The following is a 12662-nucleotide window of genomic DNA, read 5'->3' on the forward strand; positions in this document are numbered from 1 at the left end:
GATGGGAAGGACGGATGGCCGGCTGGGCGGCCCGGCCATGCCCGGACGGCGCCACTGCGGGTCCGGGCGCGCGCATCATAGCGCAGCGGCCGTCCCGCGCCAGCGTCGGCGGCATGGCGGGCGCGCGTGCCGGCTAGCGGTCCGCCTGCTCGTCGGAACCGCCACCCCCAGGTCCGGTGGTTTCGACCGGCTCTTCCCGGGCGAGGCTCGGGTTCACGTTGTCGCGGCGGTCCTGCTCCAGCCTGCCGTCGGTGGCGTCCTGCAGGTCGGCCTGGCTCACCATGCCCGCCTCGCCCTGCTGCAGGTAGCGGCTGGGAGGGGCCGGGTTGGCCGCGGCGGTGTCCGCCGTGTTCGGGCGCTCGGGGGTATCGGGCTGTTCGGGCATGGCGGAAGTCCTTCTGGGTTCCTGGGGAAAGATGCAGGAAACAACAGGCGGGCGGCGTTCCAGTCGCGCGCAGTCTGTCACCGGGATTTCCCGTGGCAGGGCGGAAGGACCCGGCCGGATGATCAGGAGTTGGTCGAATTCTGTCGGTGAAGGCGGAACCCAATGGGATCGCATGTGCCGGACGAGCCACGGAGCGACCTGCTTTCCGCCGGCTTCCCCGCGGGCGAGCAGCCGATCGACCAGCTGCGGCTCGGGAATGTCGAAGATCACCCCGATCCGTTCCCAACCCCGGGGCACGCGGCCGAGGATCCGCCGGCGCGCCTTGGCCGTGAGGTTGGTGTTGTCGACCACGACATCGTGGTCGAGCGTGAAGGCCTCATTGAGGCGGCGGCGGAATTCCTTGTCGATGGCCCTGGAGAAGGTGCGCCATGACTCGGCATAGGTGATTCCGTGGGCGGCGGCCATTTCCTCGACGATGTCGTCGCGGCCGACCGCATGGGCGGAGCCGGTGTGCTCCGCCAGGAAACGCCGGCGCCATGTCGTCTTGCCGCTTCCGGGAAGCCCCATCAGGACATGGACGCCGGGCATCCGGGCTGGGGTCAGCCCGTCGGCTGCGACGTGCGAACGGGATTGTGCCTGCCGTAGATGTCCCGGACCTCTTGCGCCCTGCTGCCGTCGACCTGACCGATCAGCAGCACGCTCCCCTGCCCGACGGCCTTCATGTAGTCTTGCGCCTCCTGTTCCGGGATGCCGACCCGGGTAAGGACCGCCGCTTCCGACGTGGCGCCGTCATACTGCGACTTCGAGCTGTTGAAGGGATTGGTTCCAGCCGATTCGTTGCCCCACCCCTCGGTGGTGTCGCCGATCACCCAGAACTCGTTCTTGAAGCCGACTTCGTACAGCTCCTTCAGAACCTGGCGTGACGAGTCGGTATCCTTAAACAGGGCAACAATGGTCTCGATGCTCACGATCATCTCCCTCGGGGGACGGAAAAGCGCGCCGGGACGGCGCGCGGAAGTGGAATCCCAACAGAGGGCCGACGATCATGGTTCCCGGACCGCGGACGGGCGCTTTCAGCCCGCCCCGACCATTGGAGAGACCGAGGCGACCGCCGGATGGAGCGACAGGGGCGAGACGTCCACCACCGCCCGCTCCCCCGATCCGACCGGCCTGGAAGCATTGACCATCACCTCGATCACCAGCGGGTTGGCCGGCCCGGGCTCGATGTCCAGCTCCAGGTCGAGCGGCCGGCCCGGAGCGACGGTGAACCGCCTGGACCTGACGACCGTCCGGCGCTCGTTCCATGTCCTGACGGTCAGCTCGACCGGCAGGGAATCGGCGACCGGGCATCTGATCGAGCCGCTCAGATGGTGCGATCCGGAGATCCGGAGACCGGCCCAGCGCAGTACCGCGGAGATCCGATCCGGATCGGGACCGTGCAGGCGGAAGACGTCCCCGACGCTCCGGCACCACCTGCCGCCGTTCAGGAGCGCCGACTTCCCGGCCTGCGGTGGCTCGGGGAGCGGGGCCTCCGTACCGTCGGGCCTGACCTTGGGAAACTCGAGGTGGATCGCGGCCCCGGCGCTGGGAACGTCGAAGGACGCCAGACGGTCCGACCATTGCGGGCACGGGAAAAGTTCCAGCGCGCCGGCGAGGATGGACGTCCAGGCCGGCATGTCGACGTCGTCGGCGCGCTCGTAGGGCGCGAAGCGGGGAACGAAGCCCCTCAGCAACCCGGGACGAACCCAGCCGACCGTCCCGACCGCCGGGGCCTCATCCGTCGAGCGGACTTCCAGCAGGGCGAACTCCGCGTCCCCCGACAGCCTGCGCAGCTGCTCATGTATGCCGTCGACCGTGGCCGGATCGATGCCGCCGTTCGACTTGACCACGAACAGGACGCCGCCCAGCCGGGACCGGGCAATGAATTTGGATACCAGGTACCGGATCTTCCGCATCTCCTTCAGGTGGATCCTGCGGCGGGTCTCCTCGTCGTCGCGGAAGGCGAGGCTTCCCCCGACGGGCTCCGACTTGAGCTCGGTATGCCAACCGATGCCGTACCGGCTGTCCATCACCATGGCCGGCCGCAGCGGGCTGAGATTGTCGAACTCGTACATGCCGGCGAAATCGGCCCGCAGCTTCGCCAGCAGCTGGTCCGGCTTCATGGATGCCCAGCGGAACACGCTGCCGGCCTTGCAGCCGAGGTTGCCCAGGAAGAAACCGAGTTCGCAGTTGTCTCCGAGGCTTTCGATCCTCAGGAGTTGGTCCGGGCTGAAAGGGCTGGTCAAGCTTGGTCTCCAGGCTCAGGTCGGGGGCGCGGAAACGATGATGGCCAGGCATCGTTTAAACATTTCTGAATTTCCGCTCCGGAGAAACTCCCGCTCCGCAGGGGCGCGCGGAGCCCACCCCGCCGATCGGCGGCTGCCCGATCGGTCACGGAACCGACGGCCGGCTCACGGGTTGCAGCAGGCACCCGTGAGGGCATCGTCGGGCGGAAAGGAGGGACCCATGCGACATCGCACCGCGACGATCCTGAGTGCAGCGACGCTTCTCCTCGCGGCCTGCACCATGCCGGCGGAGCGTACCGCCATGACGGTCCCCTACTCCCCGACGCTCGCCGAGCCCGAGGACAGGAGCCTGGTCAACAGCATCGCCGTCGCAGCCATCGAGGGCGGGCGGGAAACCAGGCCGCTATCGACCTCCCAGGTCAGCAACGAGGATTTCCAGGGCGCGCTGACCGACAGCCTGCGCGAGCATGGACTGCTGGCCGAGGGAACGGCGCCCAGCTACATCCTCTCCGCCCGGCTGATCGATCTCCGGCAACCCGTCCTCGGCCTGAGCATGACCGTCCGCGCCGGCGTCGAATACGAGTTGGTCGATTCCGTCAACGGCCGGCCGACCCTGACCCGGACGGTCGAGACCAGCCACACCACGGCCTTCAGGGAGGCCTTCGGGGCGGACGACCGGACCCGGCTCGCCACCGAGGGTGCCATCCGCGAGAATATCCGGCAATTCCTGGCTTGGCTGATCCGCAAGCCGGCGCCGATGACCTGACCAGGGGGACCTGACCAGGGGGACCTGACTAGGGATGGCCTGACCGGAGCCCGGCCGGCAGCGGAAGCCCGACGCGGGCATACAGTTGCGGACGATGGCGCTCCCAGTTCTCGACGACGCACTCCCGCGCCGGCCTGTCGTACCAGTTCCACGGCAGGTTCCGGGTGTTCAAGCCGACGAAGTGCGCGCCGACTTGGCCCAGTTCCGGTGTCTGCGGCCAGAACGGTGAGCAGATCGTCACATCGGCGGTCGAGACCACATGGGCCGGCCGGCCCAGGTCCAGCGCCACCACTTGCAGCCCCTGCTCGTCCAGTTCCGAACGCAGCGGCACCGGATGCCTTTCCAGAACGGCCAGCAGGGCCTTTGCCAGATCGTGGCCGGGCGGCAGGCCGCGGATGCCGGTGTTGCGCGGCTCCGGCCTGGTCAGGTCGGCGAAGGTGCCGTGAGCGAGCGTCACGTCGGCGGCTATCAGGCACCGCGGTTCCGCCTCGGACAGCCAGGCGTGCATCGCTTCCGGCAGGTCCCACATAATGCAGTCATTGTCCAGCGACAGTTCGAACCTGTCGGGAAACGCGCGGAGCGGCGCCAGCTTCCACGCCACCCCTTCGGCCATGGCACCGTCTAGATGCGCTTCCAGGAATCCAGGCAGGCCGCCGGCGGGACGCCAGGCGACCCCGTCCGGCAGATCGCCGGTTCGGGACCGCGCCTCGTCGATGCCCATGCTGTTGACATAGACGACGTAGGCGCCCCGCTCTCCGAAGATGCGCCATGCTCCCCAGATCGACAGGCGCAGGGCCTCGAAGCCGAGCGGGTCGACATCGCCGATCGTCCAGCGGACTCCGGTGGGCGGAAGGGACATAAATTTTCCTCGCGATGGCTCCGGCCGGGCGGACCGTCGCCCGGCTTCGGCAACAGCGAAGCAGGCGTCCGGTTCCTGAGTCTCTGGAACTCCGGACGTTTCAACCGGTTGAACCCTGAAGGTTCCTTTCGGAGCCGGCTGCTGCCTGATGGCGGTCGTCCCACATCCTGAGCATCAGCGAGACCATCCCGGAATGAGCGGAAACGCATGAAAATCGTCGTCTTCGGGCTTTCGATCAGCTCCACCTGGGGCAACGGCCATGCCACCCTGTGGCGTGGATTGTGCCGGGCGCTGGCCCGCCGCGGTCACCGCGTCGTGTTCTTCGAGCATGACGTTCCCTACTACGCCGGAAACCGCGACCTGTTCGAAATCCCCGGCGGCGAACTGGTCCTCTACCAGGATTGGGCCGATGCCATCCCCGCGGCCGAGCGTCATCTCGCCGATGCCGACGCCGGCATGGTCACCTCCTATTGCCCCCACGGCATCGAGGCGACGGAGTTGGTGCTGGGATCGCCCGCCGCCTGCAAGGCGTTCTACGATCTCGACACGCCGGTCACGCTGGCGCGGTTGAGCGCGGGGGAAACCACCACCTATATCGGACCGCGCGGGCTCGGCGATTTCGACCTGGTGCTCAGTTACACCGGCGGGCCGGCGCTCGACGCGTTGCGCGACCTGCTGGGGGCCCGGCGCGTGGCGCCGCTCTACGGCAGCGTCGATCCGGAAGTTCACCGGCCGGTCGATCCGGCCTCGCATTACCATGCGGACCTGTCCTATCTCGGCACCTATGCGGAAGACCGCCAGGCGGCGCTGGAAGCCCTGCTGGTCGATCCCGCGCGGCGCATGCCGGACCGCAGGTTCCTGATCGGCGGCGCGCTCTATCCCGAGGCGTTCCCCTGGAGCGACAACATCTTCTTCGTCCGCCACCTGCCCGCCGCCGAGCATCCGGCCTTCTTCAGCTCGTCGCGGCTGACGCTCAACGTGACCCGGCAGGCCATGGCGCAGATGGGTTTCTGCCCGTCCGGGCGCCTGTTCGAGGCGGCGGCCTGCGGCGTGCCGATCCTGAGCGACACGTGGGACGGTCTGGACCATTTCTTCGAGCCGGGCAGCGAGATCCTGATCGCGTCCGATACGGCGGGTGCCGTCGAGGCGATCGGCCGGAGCGATGCCGACCTCCGGCGCATCGCCGACCGGGCGCGGGAGCGTACCCTGGCCGAGCATACCGCCGACCGCCGGGCCGCCGAACTGGAAGTCGAGCTGGAAGCCGCCGTGAACGCCGGAGCTTGGGCCGCCTCCGGGGCCGAAACGGCGCTGCCGGCGGAACTGGAGGGCTGAACCATGTGGGGCATCATTCCCGCCGCCGGCAGCGGTACCCGCATCCAACCGCTGGCCTTCTCCAAGGAACTGCTGCCGGTCGGCAGCCGGTTCGACGAGGGGGTGGAGCGCCCGCGGGCGGTCAGCGAGTACCTGGTCGAGCGGATGGTGCGCGGCGGGGCGGACAAGATCGCCTTCGTGATCGCGCCGGGCAAATGCGACATCCTGCAATACTACGGCGACCGGTTCGGCGACGCCGCCATGACCTATGTGGTCCAGCCCCGTCCCGGCGGGTTGTGCGACGCCGTGTTCCGGGCGGTTCCCTTCGTCCACCCCTCGGAACCGGTGATCGTCGGGCTGCCCGACACGGTCTGGTTCCCCGAGGATGCCCTGAAAGCCCTGCCGGACGACCGGCTGTCCTTCCTGCTGTTCCCGGTCGAGCGGCCGGAGTTCTTCGATGCCGTCATCACCGACGGGAAGGATCGGGTGCTGGAGATCCAGGTCAAGCGACCCAATGCGGAGTCCCCCTGGATCTGGGGCGCCTTCAAGATGCCCGGCACGGTCCTGCGCGACCTCCACGCGCTGTGGTGCGCGCGGGGTCGGAGCGACGAGTATATCGGGACCCTGGTCAATGCCTGGCTCGCCCAGGGCGGCGAGGCGGTCGGCGTCCGCGCCGGCCGGTCCTATGTGGATGTCGGGACGATCCACGGCTACCGGGAGGCCATCGGCCTCCTGCGCGGACAGGGATAAGGGGCTTGCATGTTCCCGGATGACGCCGTCGCCGTGGTCGTCGCCCATCCCGATGACGAGGTGATCGGAATCGGGGGCCATCTGGGCCTGCTCCCGTCGGTCCGGCTGATCCACGTCACCGACGGCGCGCCGCACGACATGTCGGACGCCCACCGCCACGGCTTCCAGACCCGCGAAGCCTATGCCGGGGCGCGGCGCCGGGAGCTGGAACGTGCCATGGCCCTGGCGGGCGTCACGCCCGACCGGATGCAATGCTTCGGCCTGGCCGATCAGGAGGCCTCGCTGCATCTCGCCGCGACGGCGCGGCGGCTCGCCGGCTGGTTCTCGGAGCACAGGATCCAGCTGGTTTTGACCCACCCCTACGAGGGCGGACACCCCGACCACGACGCCACCGCCTTCGCGGTTCATGCCGCAGCCCGCCTGCTGCTGCCGCGCCGCGAGGGGGAAGAGATCCGTATCCTGGAGATGGGTTCGTACCATGCCGGGCCGGACGGGGAACTGGTGACCCAGAGATTCCTCCCGCTCCCCTCCCCCGCCGACGGCACCGGCGAAGAGATGGTCCTGCCCCTGTCCGAAGCGCAACAGTCACTGAAGCGGCGCATGCTGGACTGCCATGCCACCCAGGCGGCGGTGCTGGCGCCTTTCACGGTCGATGTCGAGCGGTTCCGTCCGGCCCCGCGATACGACTTCACGGCCCCTCCCCACCCCGGCACCCTTTGGTACGACAGGTTCGACTGGGGCATGCGGGGTGAGCGCTGGAGGGAGCTGGCGGCGCAGGCCCTGGACGAACTCGGGATGAACGCATGCCGCTGACGGTTCTCAGCGTCGCCTACCCTTTCGCCCCGGTCGGCCCGGACTCGGTCGGCGGCGCCGAGCAGGTGTTGAGCCATCTCGACAGGGCGCTGGTCCGTGCGGGCCACCGCTCCCTGGTCGTCGCCCGGGAGGGCTCGAAGGTGGCCGGCGACCTTTTCCCGGTTCCCGCCGCTCCCGGTCCCATCGATGAGGATACCCGGGCGGCGATACACGGCCGCCAGCGCAGGGCCATCGAGGCGGCGCTGCGGGACGATGCGGTGGACCTGGTCCATCTCCACGGCATCGATTTCGACCGCTACCTGCCTCCCCCGGGAGTCCCGGCGCTGGTCACCGTCCATCTGCCGCCGGACTGGTATCCGGAAGACGCCCTTCGCCCCGCCCGTCCGCGCACATATCTTCACGGCGTCTCGCAGTCCCAGCATGCGCGGTTTCCTCCGGGAGCGCCCGTGCTGCCGCCGGTCCCGAACGGCGTGCCGGTGGAGGCGCTGGCGGCCTGCCACGCCAAGCGCGACTTCGCCCTGTGCCTCGGCCGGATCTGCCCCGAGAAGGGCTTTCACCATGCGCTCGACGCGGCCAAGCTGGCGGGATCCCCCCTCCTGCTGGCGGGAGAGGTCTTCCCCTATCCGGCGCACGAGGACTATTTCCGAACGGAGATCGAACCGCGCCTGGACCGGTCCCGGCGCTTCATCGGGCCGGTCGGATTCGAGCGGAAGCGGCGCCTGCTGACGGCGGCCCGGTGTCTGGTGGTGCCCAGCCTGGCTCCCGAGACCAGTTCGCTGGTGGCGATGGAGGCGCTTGCCTGCGGAACGCCGGTGGTCGCCTTCCCGGCCGGAGCGCTGCCCGAGATCGTCGAGCACGGGCGGACCGGCTTCCTGGCGGCCGACGAGCGGGAGATGGCAGGGGCGATCCGGGCGGCGTCAGGACTTTCCGCGGAGGACTGCCGTGCGGCCGCTCGCGAGCGTTTCGACCTGGAAGACATGGCCGCGCGATATTTCGACCTTTACCGACAAGTGGCCGCATGACCGCCCTGCCGGATATCTCTATTATCGATATCGATAGTGATTTGGTCGAGCTGGAGCCGGAATGGTGGGACCTGTGGTCGGCCTGCCCCGGAGCCGGCCCGTTCCAGTCCCCCGCCTGGCTGATGCCGTGGCGCCGCCATTTCCGGGACGGCGATCTCGTCGTCGTCACCCTGCGCCGGTCCGGTCGCCTGTGCGGCCTGCTTCCCCTGTTCCATTACCAGGGTCCGCCCGAACCTCGCCTGCTGCCGCTGGGAGCCGGCAACACGGACTATCTGGACGGCTTGTTCGCTCCCGGCGTTGGCCCGGCGGAGGTGACGGCGCTGCTCGGCCGGCTGGCGCCGTGGCGTGTCCTCGATCTGCCGCAGCTCGCCCCCGGCTCGGTTCTGGCCGACATCGCCGCTCCGGCGGGTTGGACCGGGCAGGGCAGGACCGAAGAGCCCTGCCCGATCCTGACGTTGCCGGCCACCCTGCCCCGCCGCATGGAGCAGAACCTTCGCTACTATCACCGTCGCGCCGAGCGGGCCGGAAGTCTTCGGTTCGAGACCGCCGGCCCCGGGCGGGTCGCGCCGCTGCTCGACAGCCTGATCCGGCTGCACGGGGCGCGCTGGACGACGAAGGGGGAGTCCGGCGTTCTGGCCGATGCCACGGTAGAGCGGTTCCACCGCGATGCAGCACCTGCCCTCGCGTCCGCCGGCCTGCTGCGGCTCCACGCGATCCACCTCGACGGACAGGTGGTCGCGGTATGGTACGGGATGCAGGCCAAGGGTCGGTGCTGCTATTATCTGAGCGGGTTCGACCCCGACCTGGGCGAGCTTGGCCTGGGCACCCTGATCGTCGGGCATGCGATCCAGGCGGCCACCTCCGAGGGTGCCTCCGAGTTCGATTTCCTGCGCGGGACGGAAGCCTACAAATACCGCTGGGGCGCGGCGGACAGGATTACCCGGGGGCGCCTGCTTCGTCACGAAGCGTGAGGAGTGGAGAATACCGTGACCGACAGCTTCACGATGCCGGTCCGGATCACGATCCGGTCCTGTACCGAGGCGGACCTGCCGAATCTCGAGTGGTTCGGCATGTTCACCGAACATCGGGAGATCATCCGCCAAGCTTTCGACCGTCAGGCATCCGGGGAAACCGCGATGCTGGTGGCCGATGCCAACGGCTTTCCCGTCGGCCAGGTCTGGATCGATTATGCCCGGAAACCGGAGGAGGGCTGCGCCCTTCTCTGGGCGGTGCGGGTAATGCCGCCGTTCCAGCGGACGGGCATCGGTGCCCGGCTGGTCGGGGCCGCCGAGCGGCATATCCGGAGCCGGGCCGTTCCGTGGGCCGAAGTCGGCGTGGAGCGCCATAACGCGATGGCCCGGCGCTTTTACGAGAGGCTGGGATACCGTTTCGTCGGGACCCTGTCGGAAAGCTACAGCTACACGACGCCCGGGGGCGTGCCGATGATCGTGCCGCTGGACGAGTGGATATTCCGGAAGGAAGTCGGCGCTCACTCCAGATAGATTTCGAAGGTGATGCAGACGGAGTTGCGGCCCCGCACCAGCCTCCCTTCATGGATGATTCCGTCCATGTCCACCATGGCGATGTCGAGTGTGGCCGATGGTCGGGACCGTTCGTCCGGTTCAACCCGGCCCCGGGTGATCAGGACCTCGCTCGCATAGGATCGGACGGTTCGTCCGTCCGTGAACTCCGCTCCGACCAGACTGCCGATCCCCCGTACGGTGGCAGAGGTCAGTCCATGGCGGGCGCACAGGGCTTCGACCGCTTCGCAGACATCCTCGTTCGGGCGGACGCGGGCGAGGATGCCGGATGCACCGACTTCATTCGTGCCGATGGCGCTTTCCATCGGACGAAACAGGGTGAAGTTGGTTTCCGGATCCGCCTCCGCCACGAAGGTCGCGTCGGTCAGTCCCCAGGCACTGGCCCGGACGGGAGCCGCGATGACGGTCTCGGACGGGATGACGTGGCCCGCACGGCGGGACCCGTCCGGCTCCGTCCAGACGCCGTGACAATGTATGAAGGGAGCACCGTCCCGCCAGCCGGCGCTGATACTGGCGCGGTCGAGCAGGGACGGGGTGTCGATCCTGTAGAAGCGGCTGTAGAAGGCGGCATGATCCCGGTCCGGTGAGGAGGCCGGCAGGACGTAGGTGAAGGGTCCAAGCGCGCCGCCCTCGATCTCGACCACGCCGCCGGCGATCCCGGCCTGGAGGAGAGGCCGTGTCACGGCCTCGTTGATGGTGAGGCCGGGCTCCAACGTGAAGTCCAGCATCCTGGCGGTGCCCGCCCGGCTCTCCAGACGGTCGGGCGAGGCGGGACCGGGCTGGGCAAGTTTGCGCCTGGGAGGTGCGGCGTGGGATGACATGGTTCGTACAGCTCCGCCTTGAGGATGGGACCCGTTATTCGACGTCGAATGACGCCCTGCCCGGCTCCGGTTCAGCCTCAGTCGCCGACCAACTCGTTCAGGAGATCGCGAAGCCTGCGCAGTGCCGCCCGCTGCTCGTCGTCCAGCACGGCTTTGTGCGGCTTCAATGCCGACACGTCGCCGCTGGTCCGCTTGACGCTCCTGTTGATGCTGGCGAGAAGCCTGGAAACGCCGTCGCCCGCCGGCGCGTCGGCAGCCTTCCCGCCCCGCGCGCGGGCCTTTGCAATGTCCGGGTTCTTCTTCGTTTCGCGAAGGCCCCGGATGGTCAGCTTTCCGGTCTTGGCTTCTTCCCAGAGCTGCATGCGGAGTTCGGCGTCATCGATGAAGGCCAGTTCCTGGAGGATCGATTTCGAGATCGATTTCCGGAAAGCCGGATATTCCTGCAGCATCGCCTCGGGAAGTTTCAGCGTCGCGAGGGTCCGGGCGATTTCGCCCTGGCTCCTGGACACGATCCGGCCGAGCTCCTCGTGGGTGTAGCTGTGCCGCTCCAGAAGGCGCGCGAAGGCCCTGGCCTCCTCCATGGCATCGAGATCGGCGCGCTGAAGGTTTTCGATCAGCGCGATCTCGTCAAGGTCGCCGTCGGTGATGATGGCGAAGATGGTGTCGCGTCCCAGGAGTTGGTGAGCGCGGAAACGCCGCTCCCCGGCCGCGATGATGTACTTCCCGCCGGGAACCTGCTTGACCAGGATGGGCTGCTTCAGGCCCATCCGCTCGATGGAGTCCGCGAGGCTCCGCAGTTCCTCCTCGTCGAAATGCTTGCGGGGCTGGTCGGGGTTGGGCGTGACCGACGTCAGGTCCACCTCGACGACGCGCGGGAAGTTGGCGCTGGTTCCGAACAGGACGTCGTTCTGCACCTGGGCCGCCGCCTTGCTCATCATGGAGGGGCCTTTCTGGGCCTTCTTAAGCAGCGACATGCCCATCCTCCGCAGTCACGTAGTTGATCAGGGTCCGGGCGATCTCGTGGTAGACCTCGGCCCCGGGGGCGTTGGGAGCGGCCTTGAGCAGAGGCAGTTGGGCGCGGGCCGATTGAGTGAACTTGGTGGTCCGGGGGATCGGGTCGAAGATCCGGATCACCTGCCCGAAAAGCTCATGCAGTTCGTCCAGGGTCATCTTCTCGGCGGCATTGCGCGGCGTATACATGGTCGGCAGAATGCCAAGGATCTGCAAGTTCGGGTTGCTGCGGCGGCGCAGCTTGTTCGCCGTTTCCAGCAGCATCGAGACACCCAGGCCGGCCAGCGTTTCCGTCTGCACCGGGACCAGAAGCTGGTCCGCCGCGTTCAGCGCATTGACCGTCAGCATCGACAGGGTAGGGCCGCAGTCGATCAGGATGGCGTCATACGTCTCCCTCAGGGGCGAAAGCCGGTCGCGCATCGCCAGCGGTCCGCCGTTCACCGGATCGGAGGCCAGTTCGATATCGACGTTCGCCAGGGCGATGGTGGAGGGTACGAGGTCGAACAAGCCTTCGCAGACCGGAACCACGACATCGCCGATGGGCTTTTCCTGCCGCAGGACAGGGTAGAGGGTCTTGCCTGCGGCATGGGCTTCCGCCTGGTCGATGCCCAGGTGAGCGGTGGCGCTCGCCTGCGGATCGCTGTCGACCAGCACGGTCCTCAGTCCGACATTGGCGAGAAGGAAGGCGAGGTTCACCGCCGAGCTGGTCTTGCCGACACCGCCCTTCTGGTTGGCGACCGCGACGACGACGCTGCGCCTCGGCCGAAGCGTCTTCGGGGCCATTTCGGCCGCGACGAACTTGGCCACCTGCGAAGGGATCCGCTCCGCCCCCGACTCCCAGCGGGAGATCCGCGCCTTGTCGTAGCTGCGCCCAAGCTGGCCGTTGAGGTGGTCGGCGAATGTGCGCTGGTCCATGCCACGACCTTCACGCAGGGTCTTGAGTTCTGGGCCGATCATCGAAGCTCTCCGGTATTCGACGTCGAATAGGGTCTTCGCCGTCTTGGATTGCGGTGCCGGACCACATTACACAGTTGACGCAACAGGACAAAGCCGAGTTGACGCATTGGTGAAGAGGGCAGGGCCGATGTCACATTCCCG

The 12662-nt window shown here is 68.0% G+C and carries 15 protein-coding genes; 8 read left to right on the forward strand and 7 right to left on the reverse strand.

Annotated features, from left to right (window positions below; genetic code table 11):
* The first annotated feature begins 14 nt into the window (after positions 1-14).
* Entirely contained in the window at positions 15-137 is a 123-nt protein-coding gene (locus JL101_RS36700) for a hypothetical protein (protein ID WP_267133581.1), read from the forward strand.
* Here the strand turns inward: JL101_RS36700 and JL101_RS34200 are convergent.
* The 3 genes from JL101_RS34200 to JL101_RS34210 all read right to left on the reverse strand — a co-directional run bounded on the left by JL101_RS34200 (position 134) and on the right by JL101_RS34210 (position 2670).
* A complete protein-coding gene (locus JL101_RS34200) occupies positions 134-973 on the reverse strand; it encodes an ATP-binding protein (RefSeq protein WP_203100950.1) in 840 nt (279 codons plus the stop codon). The genes JL101_RS36700 and JL101_RS34200 overlap by 4 nt on opposite strands.
* Before the next feature lie 11 nt (positions 974-984).
* Positions 985-1353, reverse strand: coding sequence for a hypothetical protein (locus tag JL101_RS34205; RefSeq protein ID WP_203100948.1), 369 nt, complete (start codon positions 1351-1353; stop codon positions 985-987).
* A 105-nt stretch (positions 1354-1458) separates the two neighbouring features.
* On the reverse strand, positions 1459-2670 hold the full coding sequence (locus JL101_RS34210) for a DUF1796 family putative cysteine peptidase (RefSeq protein WP_203100946.1): 1212 nt from the start codon (positions 2668-2670) through the stop codon (positions 1459-1461).
* Positions 2671-2890: 220 nt separating this feature from the next.
* On the opposite strand from JL101_RS34210, the gene JL101_RS34215 reads away from it, so the two are divergent.
* A complete protein-coding gene (locus JL101_RS34215) occupies positions 2891-3436 on the forward strand; it encodes a hypothetical protein (RefSeq protein ID WP_203100945.1) in 546 nt (181 codons plus the stop codon).
* 28 nt (positions 3437-3464) lie between these two features.
* Here JL101_RS34215 and JL101_RS34220 read toward each other — a convergent pair whose 3' ends face one another.
* Positions 3465-4295, reverse strand: coding sequence for a hypothetical protein (locus JL101_RS34220; RefSeq protein WP_203100944.1), 831 nt, complete (start codon positions 4293-4295; stop codon positions 3465-3467).
* Positions 4296-4502: 207 nt separating this feature from the next.
* Here JL101_RS34220 and JL101_RS34225 point away from each other — a divergent pair, with 207 nt between their 5' ends.
* Genes JL101_RS34225 through JL101_RS34250 form a run of 6 tightly spaced genes read left to right on the forward strand, consistent with a single transcriptional unit; the run spans position 4503 to position 9693 of the window.
* Entirely contained in the window at positions 4503-5627 is a 1125-nt protein-coding gene (locus JL101_RS34225) for a CgeB family protein (RefSeq protein ID WP_203100943.1), read from the forward strand.
* Between the two features lie 3 nt (positions 5628-5630).
* Positions 5631-6356: a sugar phosphate nucleotidyltransferase gene (locus JL101_RS34230; protein WP_203100942.1), complete on the forward strand. Its 726-nt coding sequence runs from the start codon at positions 5631-5633 to the stop codon at positions 6354-6356.
* Between the two features lie 9 nt (positions 6357-6365).
* A complete protein-coding gene (locus JL101_RS34235; protein WP_203100941.1) occupies positions 6366-7169 on the forward strand; it encodes a PIG-L deacetylase family protein in 804 nt (267 codons plus the stop codon).
* Positions 7160-8191 (forward strand): glycosyltransferase family 4 protein, encoded by a 1032-nt coding sequence (locus JL101_RS34240; protein WP_203100940.1) that lies wholly within the window; start codon positions 7160-7162, stop codon positions 8189-8191. Before JL101_RS34235 ends, JL101_RS34240 begins: the two co-directional genes overlap by 10 nt.
* Positions 8188-9162, forward strand: coding sequence for a GNAT family N-acetyltransferase (locus tag JL101_RS34245; RefSeq protein ID WP_203100939.1), 975 nt, complete (start codon positions 8188-8190; stop codon positions 9160-9162). Before JL101_RS34240 ends, JL101_RS34245 begins: the two co-directional genes overlap by 4 nt.
* Before the next feature lie 15 nt (positions 9163-9177).
* A complete protein-coding gene (locus JL101_RS34250; protein WP_203100938.1) occupies positions 9178-9693 on the forward strand; it encodes a GNAT family N-acetyltransferase in 516 nt (171 codons plus the stop codon).
* Here the strand turns inward: JL101_RS34250 and JL101_RS34255 are convergent.
* The 3 genes from JL101_RS34255 to JL101_RS34265 form a co-directional block, all read right to left on the reverse strand.
* Entirely contained in the window at positions 9681-10553 is an 873-nt protein-coding gene (locus JL101_RS34255) for a PCC domain-containing protein (protein WP_203100936.1), read from the reverse strand. The genes JL101_RS34250 and JL101_RS34255 overlap by 13 nt on opposite strands.
* Positions 10554-10630: 77 nt before the next feature.
* Entirely contained in the window at positions 10631-11527 is an 897-nt protein-coding gene (locus JL101_RS34260) for a ParB/RepB/Spo0J family partition protein (protein WP_203100927.1), read from the reverse strand.
* On the reverse strand, positions 11514-12479 hold the full coding sequence (locus JL101_RS34265) for a ParA family protein (protein ID WP_228435669.1): 966 nt from the start codon (positions 12477-12479) through the stop codon (positions 11514-11516). The genes JL101_RS34260 and JL101_RS34265 overlap by 14 nt, the downstream gene beginning before the upstream one ends.
* Between the last annotated feature and the right edge of the window lie 183 nt (positions 12480-12662).

Source organism: Skermanella rosea, from assembly GCF_016806835.2.
Lineage (GTDB): Bacteria > Pseudomonadota > Alphaproteobacteria > Azospirillales > Azospirillaceae > Skermanella > Skermanella rosea.

Excerpts from the sequence above, each read along its gene's own strand:
- JL101_RS34235 (WP_203100941.1), top strand. The coding sequence starts at position 6,366 with ATGTTCCCGGATGACGCCGTCGCCGTGGTCGTCGCCCATCCCGATGAC.
- JL101_RS34215 (WP_203100945.1), top strand. The coding sequence starts at position 2,891 with ATGCGACATCGCACCGCGACGATCCTGAGTGCAGCGACGCTTCTCCTC.
- JL101_RS34200 (WP_203100950.1), bottom strand. The coding sequence starts at position 973 with ATGCCCGGCGTCCATGTCCTGATGGGGCTTCCCGGAAGCGGCAAGACG.
- JL101_RS34240 (WP_203100940.1), top strand. The coding sequence starts at position 7,160 with ATGCCGCTGACGGTTCTCAGCGTCGCCTACCCTTTCGCCCCGGTCGGC.
- JL101_RS34255 (WP_203100936.1), bottom strand. The coding sequence starts at position 10,553 with ATGTCATCCCACGCCGCACCTCCCAGGCGCAAACTTGCCCAGCCCGGT.
- JL101_RS36700 (WP_267133581.1), top strand. The coding sequence starts at position 15 with ATGGCCGGCTGGGCGGCCCGGCCATGCCCGGACGGCGCCACTGCGGGT.
- JL101_RS34225 (WP_203100943.1), top strand. The coding sequence starts at position 4,503 with ATGAAAATCGTCGTCTTCGGGCTTTCGATCAGCTCCACCTGGGGCAAC.
- JL101_RS34265 (WP_228435669.1), bottom strand. The coding sequence starts at position 12,479 with ATGGACCAGCGCACATTCGCCGACCACCTCAACGGCCAGCTTGGGCGC.
- JL101_RS34230 (WP_203100942.1), top strand. The coding sequence starts at position 5,631 with ATGTGGGGCATCATTCCCGCCGCCGGCAGCGGTACCCGCATCCAACCG.
- JL101_RS34260 (WP_203100927.1), bottom strand. The coding sequence starts at position 11,527 with ATGTCGCTGCTTAAGAAGGCCCAGAAAGGCCCCTCCATGATGAGCAAG.
- JL101_RS34245 (WP_203100939.1), top strand. The coding sequence starts at position 8,188 with ATGACCGCCCTGCCGGATATCTCTATTATCGATATCGATAGTGATTTG.
- JL101_RS34220 (WP_203100944.1), bottom strand. The coding sequence starts at position 4,295 with ATGTCCCTTCCGCCCACCGGAGTCCGCTGGACGATCGGCGATGTCGAC.